This window comes from Limnobacter sp. G6BE5S (assembly GCF_058448965.1).
The window spans coordinates 350,277-365,049 of record NZ_JBZFLM010000005.1 but is presented as its reverse complement, the minus strand read 5'-3'; the positions used below and the strand labels follow the sequence as shown (position 1 = coordinate 365,049).

At 50.0% G+C, this 14,773-nt stretch carries 15 protein-coding genes and 1 riboswitch; of the genes, 9 read left to right on the top strand and 6 right to left on the bottom strand.

What is annotated here, in order from left to right; all coding sequences use genetic code 11:
• The first annotated feature begins 120 nt into the window (after positions 1-120).
• The 4 genes from ACVL1J_RS11450 (at position 121) to ACVL1J_RS11435 (ending at position 3,409) form a co-directional block, all read left to right on the top strand.
• Entirely contained in the window at positions 121-852 is a 732-nt protein-coding gene (locus tag ACVL1J_RS11450) for a 16S rRNA pseudouridine(516) synthase (RefSeq protein WP_491665343.1), read from the top strand.
• Positions 853-976: 124 nt separating this feature from the next.
• The gene (gene efp / locus ACVL1J_RS11445) at positions 977-1,537 is read left to right on the top strand and encodes an elongation factor P (RefSeq protein ID WP_159568363.1); all 561 of its coding nucleotides are present in this window, start codon (positions 977-979) and stop codon (positions 1,535-1,537) included.
• A 69-nt stretch (positions 1,538-1,606) separates the two neighbouring features.
• A complete protein-coding gene (earP, locus tag ACVL1J_RS11440) occupies positions 1,607-2,677 on the top strand; it encodes an elongation factor P maturation arginine rhamnosyltransferase EarP (RefSeq protein ID WP_341237802.1) in 1,071 nt (356 codons plus the stop codon).
• 72 nt (positions 2,678-2,749) lie between these two features.
• Entirely contained in the window at positions 2,750-3,409 is a 660-nt protein-coding gene (locus ACVL1J_RS11435; RefSeq protein ID WP_159568361.1) for a hypothetical protein, read from the top strand.
• A gap of 14 nt (positions 3,410-3,423) precedes the next feature.
• Here ACVL1J_RS11435 and ACVL1J_RS11430 read toward each other — a convergent pair whose 3' ends face one another.
• Genes ACVL1J_RS11430 through ACVL1J_RS11410 form a run of 5 tightly spaced genes read right to left on the bottom strand, consistent with a single transcriptional unit; the run spans position 3,424 to position 7,581 of the window.
• Positions 3,424-4,320 (bottom strand): tyrosine-type recombinase/integrase, encoded by an 897-nt coding sequence (locus ACVL1J_RS11430; protein ID WP_159568360.1) that lies wholly within the window; start codon positions 4,318-4,320, stop codon positions 3,424-3,426.
• Complete coding sequence (locus ACVL1J_RS11425) at positions 4,281-4,931, bottom strand: DUF484 family protein (protein ID WP_341237803.1); 651 nt, start codon at positions 4,929-4,931, stop codon at positions 4,281-4,283. The genes ACVL1J_RS11430 and ACVL1J_RS11425 overlap by 40 nt, the downstream gene beginning before the upstream one ends.
• Positions 4,928-5,803 (bottom strand): diaminopimelate epimerase, encoded by an 876-nt coding sequence (gene dapF / locus ACVL1J_RS11420; RefSeq protein WP_159568358.1) that lies wholly within the window; start codon positions 5,801-5,803, stop codon positions 4,928-4,930. Before dapF ends, ACVL1J_RS11425 begins: the two co-directional genes overlap by 4 nt.
• A gap of 39 nt (positions 5,804-5,842) precedes the next feature.
• Entirely contained in the window at positions 5,843-6,718 is an 876-nt protein-coding gene (locus tag ACVL1J_RS11415; protein WP_159568357.1) for a lysophospholipid acyltransferase family protein, read from the bottom strand.
• Entirely contained in the window at positions 6,715-7,581 is an 867-nt protein-coding gene (locus ACVL1J_RS11410; RefSeq protein ID WP_341237804.1) for a lysophospholipid acyltransferase family protein, read from the bottom strand. Before ACVL1J_RS11410 ends, ACVL1J_RS11415 begins: the two co-directional genes overlap by 4 nt.
• Before the next feature lie 178 nt (positions 7,582-7,759).
• Between ACVL1J_RS11410 and metK the strand changes: the two genes are divergently transcribed.
• From metK to metF, 4 genes are all read left to right on the top strand, one after another.
• The gene (gene metK / locus ACVL1J_RS11405; RefSeq protein WP_159568355.1) at positions 7,760-8,926 is read left to right on the top strand and encodes a methionine adenosyltransferase; all 1,167 of its coding nucleotides are present in this window, start codon (positions 7,760-7,762) and stop codon (positions 8,924-8,926) included.
• 77 nt (positions 8,927-9,003) lie between these two features.
• A riboswitch (S-adenosyl-L-homocysteine riboswitch) is annotated at positions 9,004-9,085 on the top strand.
• A 31-nt stretch (positions 9,086-9,116) separates the two neighbouring features.
• Complete coding sequence (ahcY, locus tag ACVL1J_RS11400; protein WP_159568354.1) at positions 9,117-10,544, top strand: adenosylhomocysteinase; 1,428 nt, start codon at positions 9,117-9,119, stop codon at positions 10,542-10,544.
• A 17-nt stretch (positions 10,545-10,561) separates the two neighbouring features.
• Positions 10,562-11,362, top strand: coding sequence for a TlyA family RNA methyltransferase (locus tag ACVL1J_RS11395; RefSeq protein WP_341237805.1), 801 nt, complete (start codon positions 10,562-10,564; stop codon positions 11,360-11,362).
• A gap of 19 nt (positions 11,363-11,381) precedes the next feature.
• On the top strand, positions 11,382-12,203 hold the full coding sequence (gene metF, locus ACVL1J_RS11390; protein WP_159569573.1) for a methylenetetrahydrofolate reductase [NAD(P)H]: 822 nt from the start codon (positions 11,382-11,384) through the stop codon (positions 12,201-12,203).
• Here metF and ACVL1J_RS11385 read toward each other — a convergent pair.
• Positions 12,197-12,769, bottom strand: coding sequence for a 5-formyltetrahydrofolate cyclo-ligase (locus ACVL1J_RS11385; RefSeq protein WP_341237806.1), 573 nt, complete (start codon positions 12,767-12,769; stop codon positions 12,197-12,199). The genes metF and ACVL1J_RS11385 overlap by 7 nt on opposite strands.
• Here ACVL1J_RS11385 and ACVL1J_RS11380 point away from each other — a divergent pair.
• A complete protein-coding gene (locus tag ACVL1J_RS11380; RefSeq protein WP_491665342.1) occupies positions 12,768-14,759 on the top strand; it encodes a lytic transglycosylase domain-containing protein in 1,992 nt (663 codons plus the stop codon). The two genes, ACVL1J_RS11385 and ACVL1J_RS11380, sit on opposite strands and share 2 nt — an antisense overlap.
• Positions 14,760-14,773 lie beyond the last annotated feature (14 nt).

Sequence of the window (14,773 nt, the reverse complement as noted above, 5' to 3'; positions counted from 1 at the left end):
TGAAGAACCGCTTGCTTGCTTCGTTTCGTCCTGCTTGTCGTGCAGCAGAGAAACGAGATTATGCACATCAATCCAAAACCTGTCAAACACTTTTGGCAAATAAATTCAAAGAATCTTTACATGAAAGTTAGACCGAGCGTAAAAATACTGCAATCACAAGGACTTGGGAGTCGACGCGAGTGTGAAAATATTTTCTGGAATTCAGAGATTTTTCGGAACGAAACTCGACTTGATCCCGAAATTGATGAAATTTCATTGGGCGATACCCTTTTAATTGATGGAAATACCTTTGAAATTACCCAGTACAAGTACTTATTGATGCACAAACCGGCGGGGTATGAGACTTCTCACCTGCCCAGCCACAATCCTTCTGTGTTTGATTTGCTTCCCAAGCACTATATAAAGCGTGGCTTGCAGGCTGCGGGTAGGCTGGATGTGGACACAACCGGGCTTTTACTGTTCTCGGACGATGGTCAGTTTATTCACCGTCTGATTAGTGGGAAGGTAGGCACCAAACAAGAGATCGAGAAGATCTATGAAGTGGCTGGTGCCCGCCCGTTCACGGAATTGCAATTGCAACGATTACTGGAAGGCGTAGACCTGGATGACGAACCGGAGATTATTTATGCCAGCAGGGCCAGCCTGATGACAGATGGCAGACTTGAACTGGGCATTACAACCGGTAAGTATCACCAGGTAAAAAGGATGGTGGCGGCTGTTGGCAATCATGTAGAGAGATTGCACCGTCGCGCTGTTGGACCTTACGAGTTACCCGCGGATTTACCACCTGGCTCTTATATAGAGATAGACCCAAGCCCGGTGCTGAACAGAGGGTCAGCAAAAGCTGCCTGAATTAAAAGGCTTTCTTTCCCATTAACCCTTTAAAAATGCCCCGAATTCGAACTAGAAAGTGTGTTGTACCAACAAACACTTCGAGTACAATACGGGGCTTGAATTTTAAATCCTCATCAAACTCATGAAAACAGCACAAGAAGTTCGCCTAGGCAACGTGGTTATGGTTGGCAAAGACCCCATGGTGGTTTTGAAGACCGAATACAACAAATCAGGCCGTAACGCCGCCGTTGTAAAAATGAAAATGAAAAACCTGCTGACCGGCGCAGGCATGGAAAGCGTTTATAAGGCGGACGAGAAGTTCGAGCTGCTGGTACTGGAACGCAAGGAAGTCACTTACTCCTATTTTGCAGACCCGATGTACGTTTTAATGGATGCGGATTACAACCAGTACGAAGTGGAAGCCGAAAACATGGGCGACGCACTGAATTATCTTGATGATGGCATGGAATGTGAAGTGGTGTTCTATGACGGCAAGGCGCTGTCTGTGGAATTGCCGACAAGCCTGATTCGAGAAGTTGAATACACGGAGCCCGCAGTGCGCGGCGACACTTCAGGCAAAATCATGAAAACAGCCCGCATCAAGCCAACCAGCTTTGAAATTCAAGTGCCTGCATTTGTTGAAATTGGTGACAAGATTGAAATTGACACACGCACTGCTGAATACCGCAACCGCGTGAAGTAAATTATCCACAATACAGTGGACTTGCTGGGGCCCCATTGGGGCCCTTTGTATTTTCAGGCATGAGGCGCTATGCACATCGGGATTGTTTGCAAGGTAATCGATAATTTCGGCGATGCTGGTTTTTCCCTTCGTTTGGCCAAAGCATTGGCCTCCAATGGGCACAGCGTAGATTTATTTCATGACCACTCTGCTACTTTTAGTGCGCTGTACCCGACTCACGACATTGACAGGTTAACGTTAATTGATGCAACTCAAGCTGCGATTGAAGACACCGCAGTGCGAGCGCCAGATCTGATTCTGGAGCCTTTCGGGACATCGAGTGAACAAACCCGATTTCGTTTTGATGTGGCACTGAAACGCAATTGTCCTGGTGTTCCGTGGTTGCTGATTGATTACCTGTCATCCGAAAAATGGGTCGAAAGCTTTCACTTGAGTACCTCTGTGGACCCCAGCACGGGACACATGACCACATTTTTTTATCCTGGCTTTACGGAAAAAACTGGTGGACTCATTCACTGCGACTACCCAAGGCACTTGCTTGATTGTCCACCGCAAGCGAAAAAGACAGGTCTCGATATTTTCATTTTTGCCTATTCGAATGCGCCGGTAAGGGAGTTAGTTGATGCCTGCAACTCGATGAATGAGCGCGAACACACGATACGAATTGGACTTGCCGGGAATGGAATGGCGCTTAAAGCGCAAGATTGCGCAAAGCTGCTCCCATTCGTGCCTCAAAGTCAATTTGATGAATTGCTGGCGCAACACGATGTATTGTTCGTGAGGGGCGAGGATTCATTTGTTCGGGCTCAACTGGCGGGCAAACCACTTATTTGGCAAATTTACCCCACCGAAGACAATGCACATGCCGAAAAACTGACCTGCTTTTACGAGCTTTATGCCGAGGGGCTTGACGCGGATTGCAAAGTGGCACTTTGGAATTGCTGGCTGGCTTGGAACGGTATTGATACAGAGGCCGATTTTGGCGAGATTTGGATAGCGCTTTTACCGCACCTACCCGAATTACAAACCCATGCGATGAGGTGGCAAACTCGACTTCTAAACGGTCGGGAACTTGTAAAGGAAGTTCTTACATGGTGCCGTTTGCAGACTCCTACTTTGCTTGAAAAGCCTGATTTATAAGGCTTTTCTCAGCAAAAAGAAACACACAGGGAAGGCAGACACTGAATTCAAGTTCAACGCTTGGATTCAACCATGCTGTCATTTCTTCTTTCTCTGGGTTTGGGTTTTGGCTCAATTGACCTGGCACAACTGCCAGCACAACAAGTTGAGCAAATCGCAAGAGAAGTCATGATCGAACTGGAATCTGACATGCGAACAAAACCCTCTTTGATTGTAACGGAGCGCCCAGAACCTACTCCCCTTGGTGCCTTGGCTTATGCCAACGGTAAATGCGTGGTTATTGTGAACACCAATGAAACGGCGTGGGCACAATGGGGAAGGTTTTTGAATGAAAACAACCGCGCGCAATGGCCAAAAATTATTGCAGCATCCGTTGCTCACGAAATGGGACACTGTTTCCGGGAAAGTCGTTCTTTCGTGGCCAATTACGAAGTGAATGAGGACGAGTTTCGTGGTATTCAGCACACCGGAAGCTTTGGACCAAAGCCAGAGATGGTCTACAAACAAGAATTGTTTGCGGACACTGTGGCAATTCTCTATGCAAAAGAGAATGCCGGGAGTGATGCCGACACTGTGATTGATTCCATGATCGAGGCACGGGAACGATTCAGTGCCAATGATCCAACACACAACACAGCAAAGATGTTGAACCGCCTGATCGCGAACGACACTTCACGCCAAGACAATGAAACATTGGGTTTGGCGGCCACGCGTTTGCTATCCGCACTCTAAACCCGCGCATTTACTTATTTGGCACGCGGAAATGCGTTGTCATAGACGCTGGAAAGGTGATCAAAATCGAGTGCGGTGTACACCTGCGTGGATGCAATTGATTCATGCCCCAGCAACTCCTGAACCGCTCGCAAATTTTGCGTACCTTGCAACAAATGACTTCCAAAAGAGTGACGCAGCATGTGCGGGTGCAGATGTTGACCCAAACCGCAATTCGCAGCATGGTCAGCGACGTCTCGCTGGGCTTGCCTGACAGTCAATGCCTGCCCCTTGGCGGACACGAACAGTGAAGTTTCTTGCAACCGGCCCAGCTTGACCAAATGACGCTGGCGAGGTTCTACAAATTCTTTGAAACGCGTTTGCAGCGCATCGACCACAGGCACAATTCGGGTCTTGCTTCCCTTCCCGATAACCCGCAGTTCTGCGGCCCCGTTCAAGACGTCAACCCGAAGTGTTAAAGCCTCGCTGATTCGCAAACCAGTGCAGTACAAAAGTTCAATTAATACATGCGCCTGGGCGAACCGAAACCGTTGCGGAAGCGGTATGGCAAGCAATGCTGCCAAAGGATCAACTCCCACCGCCTTGGGCAATGATCGAGGCAGTTTGGGTGTTTTGAGGCCCAAGGTGGGATCAGCCTCGATTGCGCCGTTGTTAAGCAAATATTTAAAAAAACCCCGCCAGCTTGAAGCAATGCGGGCGAGGCTTGCGGGCGCAGCGCCATTTGCATGACGCTGGGCGAGGATTGATTTGAGTACTGAGGCTGTGACTTGGTCATGTGGGCTGCGAATCAAAAGCAGGTCACGATGAGCAGCCTTCACAGAGTTGTCGCTGTAACGACGCTCCAGGCGCAGAAAATCCAGATACCGCTGAATCAGGATTGCGGATTCTGGAGTCTGCTCAGTGCGGCGCATGCGGTTTCAGCCAGTGTATTCAGAAAATCGGTTTCTAAAGTTGGCGAGAATCGGTCTTTGTCTGGTGAGCCGAAACCCAGACAACCGAAGGTCACCGGACTGGCACCAATACGCAAAGGGATCAACACCACCGAGCGGGGTGCCACTTGCTCTCCGTCAAATAACGACAAGGTCGGCGCATTTTCTGCAAAACCACAATAGAGATTTTTCATGTCATCAATCCGGCTCTTGTCGGAATCACCGATTGAACAATCGCTTTCGTTCCACAGCTGTAAACGAACAATTGGTACTACAAATTTCTTTTGGATTGCGTCGACCAGCACGGCAGGTAGATCGATTGCATCTTTGACTGTCAACAATGTGCGGGTAATCGCCTGCAAGTTGCCGATGATGGCTTGATTCTCAACCGCAGCATGGGTCAATTCAACGACACGGAGTTCAAGTGATTTGACTTTCTCACGCATGGTTTGAACTTGACGCTCGTGCAGCGAAGCCACATTCCCGGTGCTTTGCTCGGGCAATTTGATGAAAGCCAAAATACCCGGGTTCTTGATTAAGAAATCGGGATGTGCCTTCAAAAAATCGGCAACCTGAACGGCCTCGTCAGTCATAAGTAAAACTCTCCTTCAAAAACTGTTTGCGCTGGGCCTGTCATCAAAACATCACTGTCCTGTTGCCCACTCCATTCAATGGTAAGCGTTCCACCGGCTTTGACCACGTCTACACGCTCGGCAATAAGCCCCATTTTCATGCCCACGACAGCGGCCGCGCATGCTCCTGTTCCACAGGCCAGAGTTTCTCCCACGCCGCGCTCATAGACGCGAAGGTGAACCTGGCTGCGATCCACCACATGAAGAAAACCGACATTGACCCTCTCGGGAAAACGGGGATGTGATTCCAGGGTTGCGCCGAGGTGCTGAACCAATTCATCAGAAGCAGGTTGTTCCAAAAGTATCACAACATGCGGATTTCCCATGGAAGCGACGCCAACCCACAGCTCTTCGAGCTCAGGACCTAAATCGATCGGGAGCTTGTATTGCGTTAGGGCACCCGCTTTTCGGGTGACCAAACCTTCTGAAATAAATGGCACATTGCCAGGACTGAATTCAGCGGGTCCCATGTTGACTTTGACCCAATTGTGCCTGATCAATTCGGGCTGAATAATACCAGCAAGTGTTTCCACTGTGATTTGATTTTTCTGAGTGAGCCCTTTGTCAAACACATACTGCGCGAAACAACGTGCGCCATTGCCACATTGCTGTACCTCTTGTCCGTCTGCATTGAAGATGCGGTATTTGAAGTCGGCCTGCGAAGAAGATTCGACAACAAGGACCTGATCTGCACCCACGCCGAAATGGCGGTCGGCGAGTCGCTTGATCAGCCCAGGACTAAGGTCAATTTGACCGGCACAGTTATCGAGCACAACGAAGTCGTTGCCCGCACCGTGCATTTTGGTGAACCTGAGTGTTGTCGGATTAGTCATCTTTGATCTGTTGAGCCATCAATCTGTTTAATTCAGGTGTCAGTATATTCTTGACTCACCCTCTGGGCGGGTTTTGAATCGTTTGTGCAACCACAAGTATTGTGGAATGTTGTCTTTGACCCAAGACTCAATGTGGTGATTCATGGCTTGTGTAGAGTCCGTGTCATCTTCCAGCGGGAAATTGGGTAAAGGTTCGTGAATATGGATGAGGTAACGGCCATTGCAGTATCTCGTGGTGACGGGCACGACCTGCGCCTTGAGCAATTTCGATAATCTGGCCACCGCCGTGACAGTGGCTGCTTTGACACCAAAAAAATTCACGAACACAGAGTCGCGCTCGCCGAAATCCATATCGGGCAAATAATACAAAGGGCGCCCTTTTTTCATTGCTGCAAGCAAGGGACGCACGCCCTGTTGGCGTGACAAAAGCAATTGCTCCCCGAATTTGGACCGCCCCTCCAATATCAACGAATTTAATACCGGATTTTTCTGGTTGGAATACATGGTGACCATGTCGATTTCAAGGCACAAGCGGCTCCACGCTGCATCCAGACCCAAAAAATGGGGTGCAAGAAAAATGGTGGGAGTCTCGGTGTCAAGAATAGCCAAGGCTTCGGGATTGTCTATTCGAACTCGGTCACGAACTACCCTTTCGTTACCCGACCATAACCAGGCCCGATCCAAAAATGTACGCAGGTAAAAATAAATGTGAGCCAAAGCCCAGCGAATGCGCTGGAAATTGGACGAGTCGGGAAAACACAAGGAAAGATTGGTGAGTGCAACCCGGCGACGCTCACGGGCCAATACAAACAGCACCAAGGCCAACAATGCAGACACCGATGTAGAGATGAATCGATAAGCGAAGAATGGCAAACGCGCGAGAGCAAACCAGATTGAAATCAATAACTGCGTCATGATTGCCCTTGTTGGCTAGGCTGACCTTTGGGAGGCTTGTAACGCTCATAGCCCCAATAATATTGATCGGGATGCATCAGAATCAGTTTTTCCATTTCAGCATTCACTTGTGTGGCGGCCTCTACGGGATCAGGGCTCAGAGATTCTGGGCCAGGGTAAAGCTCAAGGCAAAACCCTTGACCACCCGGTTTTCGGTAACCGATTGCCAGAACAATTACAGCGCCGGTTGACTGATGCAGTCGACCCGGTAGGGTCATGGTGTAGGCAGGCTGACCAAACATGGGAGCCCAAATGCCCTCGCCTTGGGCCGGGACCTGGTCGGGCAACATCCCTACCGCTTCGCCTCGCCTTAGGGCTTTGAGCAAGATTTTCACACCACCAATCGTGGTGGGAGCCAAGGCGACATTGTCGCGGGCCCGGCTGTCTTCGATGATATTTTGGAGTTCTGCCTTGCGATTGGGGCGATACAAGACCGTGATGGGTGCGCGAGTGGAAAATATCTGGGCCGTGGACTCAAAACTGCCCATGTGCGGGGTTAGGAAAATGACCCCTTTCCCTTTGGATTGAGCCTTTTGGACAACATCCCAACCAGAAATATCGGTACAGCGCCCTGCACCCTTTTGCGTCGACAATCCCCAAAGGAAAGGCAATTCCAAAAGTGCCATTCCGGCATGCTTGACCGAACCTTTCACAGCCGCCAAGCGCAAGGACTCGTTGTGAGGAAAAGCGATTTTTGAGTGGACATCGATTTTTCGACGATAACTGGCCGACAAACCATATACCGCCCAACCCAACCATGCGCCTAGTGCGTGCAGGATTGGCAAGGGAAATACAGACAGGACTTTGAACAAATATTTGATCATGGGGCAGATTGTAACCAGTCCTCGCTTTGCCTTCGCCTCCAAATGTTGTATATTTCCCAAGTTCGCTGAGTTAAATGACAACTTGCGGGGCGAACTAAAACAAATCTGCTAAAGCGTCGCCGGGCTTCAATCGAACATGGCGGCTGTAATAACCCCCTGTTTTATTGGAGCTTTTTTAATGTCTAACGAATTCTTCTTCACCTCTGAGTCCGTCTCAGAAGGTCACCCAGACAAGGTAGCAGACCAGATTTCTGATGCGGTATTAGACGCAATTCTCGAACAAGATCCCAAGGCACGAGTCGCTGCCGAAACCTTGACCAACACTGGCTTGGTGGTAATGGCTGGCGAAATCACAACCACTGCGCAGGTAAATTACATCGAAGTGGCGCGTGATACCTTGAAAAAAATCGGCTACGACAATGGCGATTTTGGTATCGACTACAAAAGCTGCGCGGTGATGGTTTGCTACGACCGACAAAGCCCGGACATTGCTCAAGGCGTGGACAAAGCCCATGACAACGACCTGGACCAAGGCGCTGGCGATCAGGGCTTGATGTTTGGCTATGCTGTCAATGAAACCCGTGAGTTGATGCCGCTGGCGATCAGCCTTTCTCATCAGCTGGTTCAACGCCAGAGCCTGTTGCGCAAGGATGGACGACTGCCTTGGCTTCGCCCCGATGCGAAATCGCAGGTGACGATCAAGTATGTAGACGGAAAACCTTATTGCATCGACACCGTTGTACTTTCCACACAACATTCGCCGGACATCGAGTTGGCTACGCTGCGGGAGGCGGTGATTGAAGAGGTCATCAAGCCGGTGTTGCCCAAAGAGTTGATCAAAGGCGACATCAGTTATTTGGTGAACCCGACTGGCCGCTTTGTAATTGGTGGACCTCAAGGCGATTGTGGTTTGACTGGTCGCAAGATTATCGTGGACACCTACGGTGGTGCCGCACCCCACGGTGGTGGCGCATTTTCCGGCAAAGACCCCTCGAAGGTAGACCGTTCCGCCGCATACGCAGGTCGATACGTGGCCAAAAACATTGTCGCAGCTGGTTTGGCAGAAAAATGCCTGGTGCAGGTGAGCTATGCGATTGGCGTGGCACGCCCTACTTCCATCATGGTAAATACTTTTGGTACCGGAAAAATTGACGACGGCGCAATTACAGAATTGGTCAGAGCCCATTTCGACCTGCGTCCCAAAGGTATCGTTCAGATGCTCGATTTACTGCGCCCGATTTATGCAAAAACAGCCGCCTATGGCCACTTTGGCCGCGAGGAACCAGAATTCAGCTGGGAACGCACGGACAAAGCCGAGGCGTTGAAAGCAGCCGCAGGCATTTGACACCAACAGGGTTGATCAGGACAGGGCTCGCTTGAATACCGCTTGGCCTTCCTGAACCAACCCTGTTACAATTTAGGCCGTTCGAGGAGCGTTGCGACACACCCATGCTTTTTGGGGTGCTAGGCTCGAACAAGAAATAAACAACGGCGCTCACGCTTCTTTCTTTATGAACTTTAAAAAGGAGGGCGTGATGAACGCCATTGCAAAACCTATCACCGCTAACGGCGAAAACGATTTTTTCGTAGCCGATATGTCTCAGGCCGATTTTGGCCGCAAAGAAATTGCAATCGCAGAAACCGAAATGCCTGGCCTAATGGCCATTCGCAAGGAATTTGCGGTATCCCAGCCTTTGAAAGGCGCCCGTATCACCGGTTCACTGCACATGACCATTCAAACAGCTGTGCTGATTGAAACATTGGCAGCGCTGGGTGCAGAAGTGCGCTGGGCCTCTTGCAATATTTATTCAACACAAGACCATGCTGCCGCCGCAATTGCCGCCGCCGGCATTCCTGTGTTCGCCTTCAAAGGCGAGTCGCTGACCGACTATTGGAATTTCACCCACCGCATTTTCGAATGGGCAGATGGTGGTTATTCCAACATGATTCTGGACGACGGCGGCGATGCAACGATGTTGCTGCACCTGGGCACCAAGGCTGAAAAAGACATCAGCGTACTGAACAACCCAGGCAGCGAAGAAGAAATTTGCCTGTTTGAATCCATTAAGAAAACGCTGAAGACTGACCCAAGTTGGTATTCCAAGCGCTTGAAAGAAATCAAGGGCGTGACTGAAGAAACCACAACTGGTGTGCACCGTTTGTACGAAATGCACAAGAAGGGTGACTTGGCTTTCCCTGCAATTAACGTAAACGATTCTGTAACCAAGTCCAAATTCGACAACCTGTATGGCTGCCGGGAATCATTGGTTGACGGTATCAAGCGTGCAACCGATGTAATGATTGCCGGTAAAGTGGCTGTTGTTGCTGGTTATGGCGACGTGGGCAAGGGCTCTGCCCAGGCATTGCGCGCCCTGTCTGCCCAGGTTTGGGTTACAGAAATCGATCCGATCTGTGCGCTGCAAGCTGCCATGGAAGGCTACCGCGTAGTGACCATGGATTATGCAGCGGACAAGGCTGACATTTTTGTGACTGCCACGGGCAACAAGGACATCATCACCCATGACCACATGGTCAAGATGAAAGATCAGGCCATCGTCTGCAATATTGGTCACTTTGACAATGAAATCGACATTGCTAGCGTAAAGAAATACCAGTGGGAAAACATCAAGCCACAGGTTGACCATATTATTTTCCCGGATGGCAAGCGCATTATCATGTTGGCTGAAGGTCGTTTGGTGAACCTGGGTTGCGGCACTGGCCACCCCTCTTTCGTGATGTCTTCAAGCTTTGCCAACCAGACGATTGCACAAATCGAGCTGTGGACTAATACGGAAAACTACCCCGTGGGTGTTTATGTATTGCCCAAGCACCTGGACGAGAAAGTAGCCCGCTTGCACTTGATGAAAATTGGCGCGCAGTTGACTGAACTGAGCACCGCACAGGCGAGCTACATTGGCGTAAATCAGGACGGCCCTTACAAGCCGGACCACTACCGCTATTAATCAGGACAGACCTACCCTTGCGTGCTGACCTGGCCTTGGTTGAAAAAGGCTTGTGCCCCTCAAGGGCGCAAGCACAGACTTTGATTGAGCAAGGAAAAGTGTTGGTACGCAATGGTGTAGTTCACGCCCCTGTTGTTGTCAAAAAAGCATCGCAGCAGATCGAGCCCTTCATGACGTTGGAATTGATTCACTGCGATGCCCCTAGTTTTGTATCGCGCGGTGGATTGAAGTTGCACCATGCGCTTGAACACACCCAAATTGAAGTCAGCGGCAAGCGTTGTATTGACTTGGGGCAATCTACCGGGGGGTTTACTGACTGCCTTCTTCAACGTGGGGCGCTCAGCGTGACAGGAATTGATGTTGGACGGGATCAGCTACACCCCAGCCTGAGAGCACATCCTGCTGTAATGGCCATGGAAGGCGTCAACTTGTACAAAGTGAATGCCAGCGAACTTGAACAGGACATCGTCAGACTGAAACCAGAATTCATGCCTTTTGAGCTGGTTGTAGCAGATTTGAGTTTTATTTCACTTCGCAAGGTGCTGCCCAATATCGCGCTGCTTATGCCTGCGAATTGCGAAGGTTTGTTCTTGGTTAAACCTCAATTTGAAGTTGGACCAGAACACATTGGGAAAAATGGTTTGGTGAAATACCTCGAGAACCTCATTGCTCAACTGGAAAACGATGTGAAGACTTGCTGCGCGCTACTCGACCTGACCGTGAATGATTTTTTCGCGTGTGAGTTGAAGGGTGGTGACGGCAACCAGGAATATTTTGTGTACGCAGCGAAGAATTTACTTGCTGCGGAGAACCAATAACACAGTGAATAAACACACCATGATGAATATCAGCTTTGAGTTTTTCCCCGCGAAAACAGATGAAGGCGCAGAGAAATTGCGCGCTACGCGTGAAAAACTGTCTGAACGAAAACCCGAGTTTTTTTCGGTAACCTTCGGTGCCGGTGGTACAACCCAGGACGGAACACTTTCAACTGTGCTGGAAATCAAGGCTTCAGGCGAAGAGGCGGCGCCACATCTGTCGTGCGTCGGCTCATCCAAAGAGAAAGTAGCCGCTTTGCTGAAACAATACAAAGAAAACGGAATCAAGCGTATCGTCGCGCTTCGTGGAGACTTGCCCTCTGGCATGTTGGAGACAGGCTCGTTTCGCTATGCGAGCGAGTTGGTGGAGTTTATTCGACAGGAAACAGGCGATCATTTCTTTATCGAGGTAGCCGCTTATCCAGAAACACACCCACAAGCAAAAAGCCCAGCAGCCGATGTGGATGCATTTGTACACAAAGTGAATTGCGGTGCAAATTCAGCGATTACGCAATATTTCTTCAATGTGGATGCTTTTTTGTATTTCCGTGATCAGGTTCAGCATCGCGTTTCAATACCGCTGATCCCTGGCATTATGCCGATCACGAATTTCAGTCAACTTGCCCGTTTTTCTGACGCTTGCGGTGCAGAAATTCCGCGATGGATGCGCACCCGATTACAACATTTTGGTGACGATCGAGAGTCAATTCGCGCGTTCGGGCTGGAGGTCGTGTCGAACCTGTGCGAACAACTAATTAAGGAAGGTGCCCCCGGTCTGCACTTTTACACCATGAACAATGCACAACCAACGTTGTCCGTTCTGGATCAAATCGGCTATTGAGAACACCCTGAGCGAGTGGAAATCAGCTCTCGCTCAGTAGCAATATAATCGAGCAGCACATCATGCTTTTCTGAAAAGTCATACGTGGATTCAGTCGAAGCGTAGGCAACACCGACTACCAGGGGCTTGTGCGACATTTGACTCAAAGTGCGGTCATACCAACCTGCGCCATATCCCAGTCTGGCACCTTTCCTGTGAAAGGCGAGACATGGAACAATCAAGACAGAAGGCTGAACCCAGGACTTGGATTTTGGAACCGGTATATCGTATCGACCAACTTCCAATTCCAGGTCGGGAGCAAACTGCGCGAACTGCAAAAAATGTTCTGTTGGGGACTCGCAACACACTGGCAAGGCCCATAAAAAGGCATTAAGGGCCAAATTATTCATGATGCCCAGTACATTCGGCTCGCCGCGCGTGGGATAGAACAGACCCACAGTGCAAGGCTGGAATGTTTGGAGTAGAGTTGAGACAGAAATCGAGATGTCTTGGCTCAGCGCATGGCTTTCATCAAGCTGCAGCTGATTTCGATAGGCCAACGCACTTTGCCGCAATGATCTTTTCATGACAGGAACAATGACAATTTCTCACCACATTTCACGTTGGATTTCGCTACCCTTGTTTGTATTGGGCGCTATGGCATTTCAACCCGCTTTGGCCAGCAAGGAAAGTGATTCAGAGTTGATCAAACAAATCAAATCTGCGTATGCCGATGGCGCGTATGACAAGTTTAACCGCTTGGCCGCCGACCTGCCGCAAAAAAGCATATTTAGACCCTACGTGGACATTTGGCAGTTTCGCTTTTTTCAGAAAGGTGTGGAGAAGCAATTCCCTGACCAGGAATTGGTATGGAATAAATCTGAAATTTTGCCGTTGCTGAACAAACACGACAACAGTTGGCCTGCTGAAACGCTACGACGCGACTGGCTGGAGCAACTTGCGCGTACCGCCCAATGGACCGATTATGCGGAACAGCGACAACACTTGCGTTATCGCCCAGATCAAGGGGTTGAGTGTGCCGACTTGATGTACTCCGCCGAGCAGGGTCAGTTGGTGAGATACAAACTGGATGCTGTACTGGGGTTTGACAAACGCTTGCCCAAAACATGCCGGGTGTTATTGAAAAATCTTTACAAGCGCGGAGGCGTTAGCGCGCAGGACCTGGATCGCCATGTGTTGCAAATGGTGGCTGCAAACCAGCTGACAAATTCGATCAAGTTCGTTGAAGAATTCAACGACACCGCTTGGGGCAAAGCAATTGATAGCCAAACTTTGAGGGAGGCTATTTTCAATTCCGACAAGTATCTTAAATCTCCAAGTCGCTCTACGGACACTGACCTTTATTTGACAGGCGCACTGGCCAGAAAAGCTGTCGATGACCACGAACGAGTGGCACGACAAATTGCAGAAAACTACCAAAGCAAACTTTCACCAAGCTCGGAACAATGGTTATGGGCACACGTTGGGTACCGTGCCGGCCTGGTGTGGGACAGAAACGCCCTGAATTACTTCAAGCGCAGTAACCCTGACGTGATGAGCCAGGAACAACAGGAATGGAAAGTGCGCGCCGCACTTCTTTTAGAAGACTGGAATGCAGTGCTTCAGGCCACCAATGAGATGAGCCCTAACGTGAAAGAAGACCGGGCCTGGACCTACTGGCGCGGACGCGCTATGGCACAGTCAGGCAAATTGGTGGAGGCCAGACAAGAATGGATCAAAGCCAGCAGTCCGTTTTCTTTTTATGGAAAACTGGCTCACGAAGAACTGGGAGATACGGTTACAGCACCCAAGCGACCCGAATTGTTGAGTGCTGCAGAGCTGGATTGGACAAAAAAACACCCGGGCCTAGCACGCTCACTTGCGCTTTACGATGCGGGCTTGCGTACAGAGGGATTCTGGGAGTTCAACCTGCAAGTTGCGCAAATGAACGACCGGCAATTACTTGCTGCTGCCACTTGGGCTGAACGTAACCAGTTGTATGACCGCGCGATTGCGGCCGCAGACCGAACCGAAGCTGAACATGACTTGGGTTTGCGCTACCTGACGCCGTTTCGCGACAATATGCGAGCGAAAACCAAGGAAATTGGTGTGGATGAATCGTGGGTGTACGGCTTGATTCGCCAAGAATCCCGCTTTGTAACCATTGCCCGTTCTGGCGTGGGTGCCAGTGGTTTGATGCAGGTAATGCCAGCCACCGCCAAGTATGTAGCGAAGAAAATCGGTTTGTCCGACTTCAAACCAACTGATATCACCGAAATTGAAACCAACCTGACCTTGGGTACCAGTTACCTGAAAATGGTATTCGAGCAGCACGACCAGTCACCCGTACTGGCTTCGGCTGGGTACAACGCGGGGCCAAGCCGCCCTTCCCTGTGGAAACGCCGCCTGGGTGACAGGCAAATTGAAGGGGCCATTTTTGCAGAGTTGATTCCTTTTGATGAAACCCGGGGTTATGTGAAGAACGTGATGTCCAATACGGTGGCTTATTCCCTGCTGTTGAACAATGCCTCGACCCCTTTGAAACAAAGACTGGGTATCATCTACGGATCCAAGTAATTAGGTTGATGCTG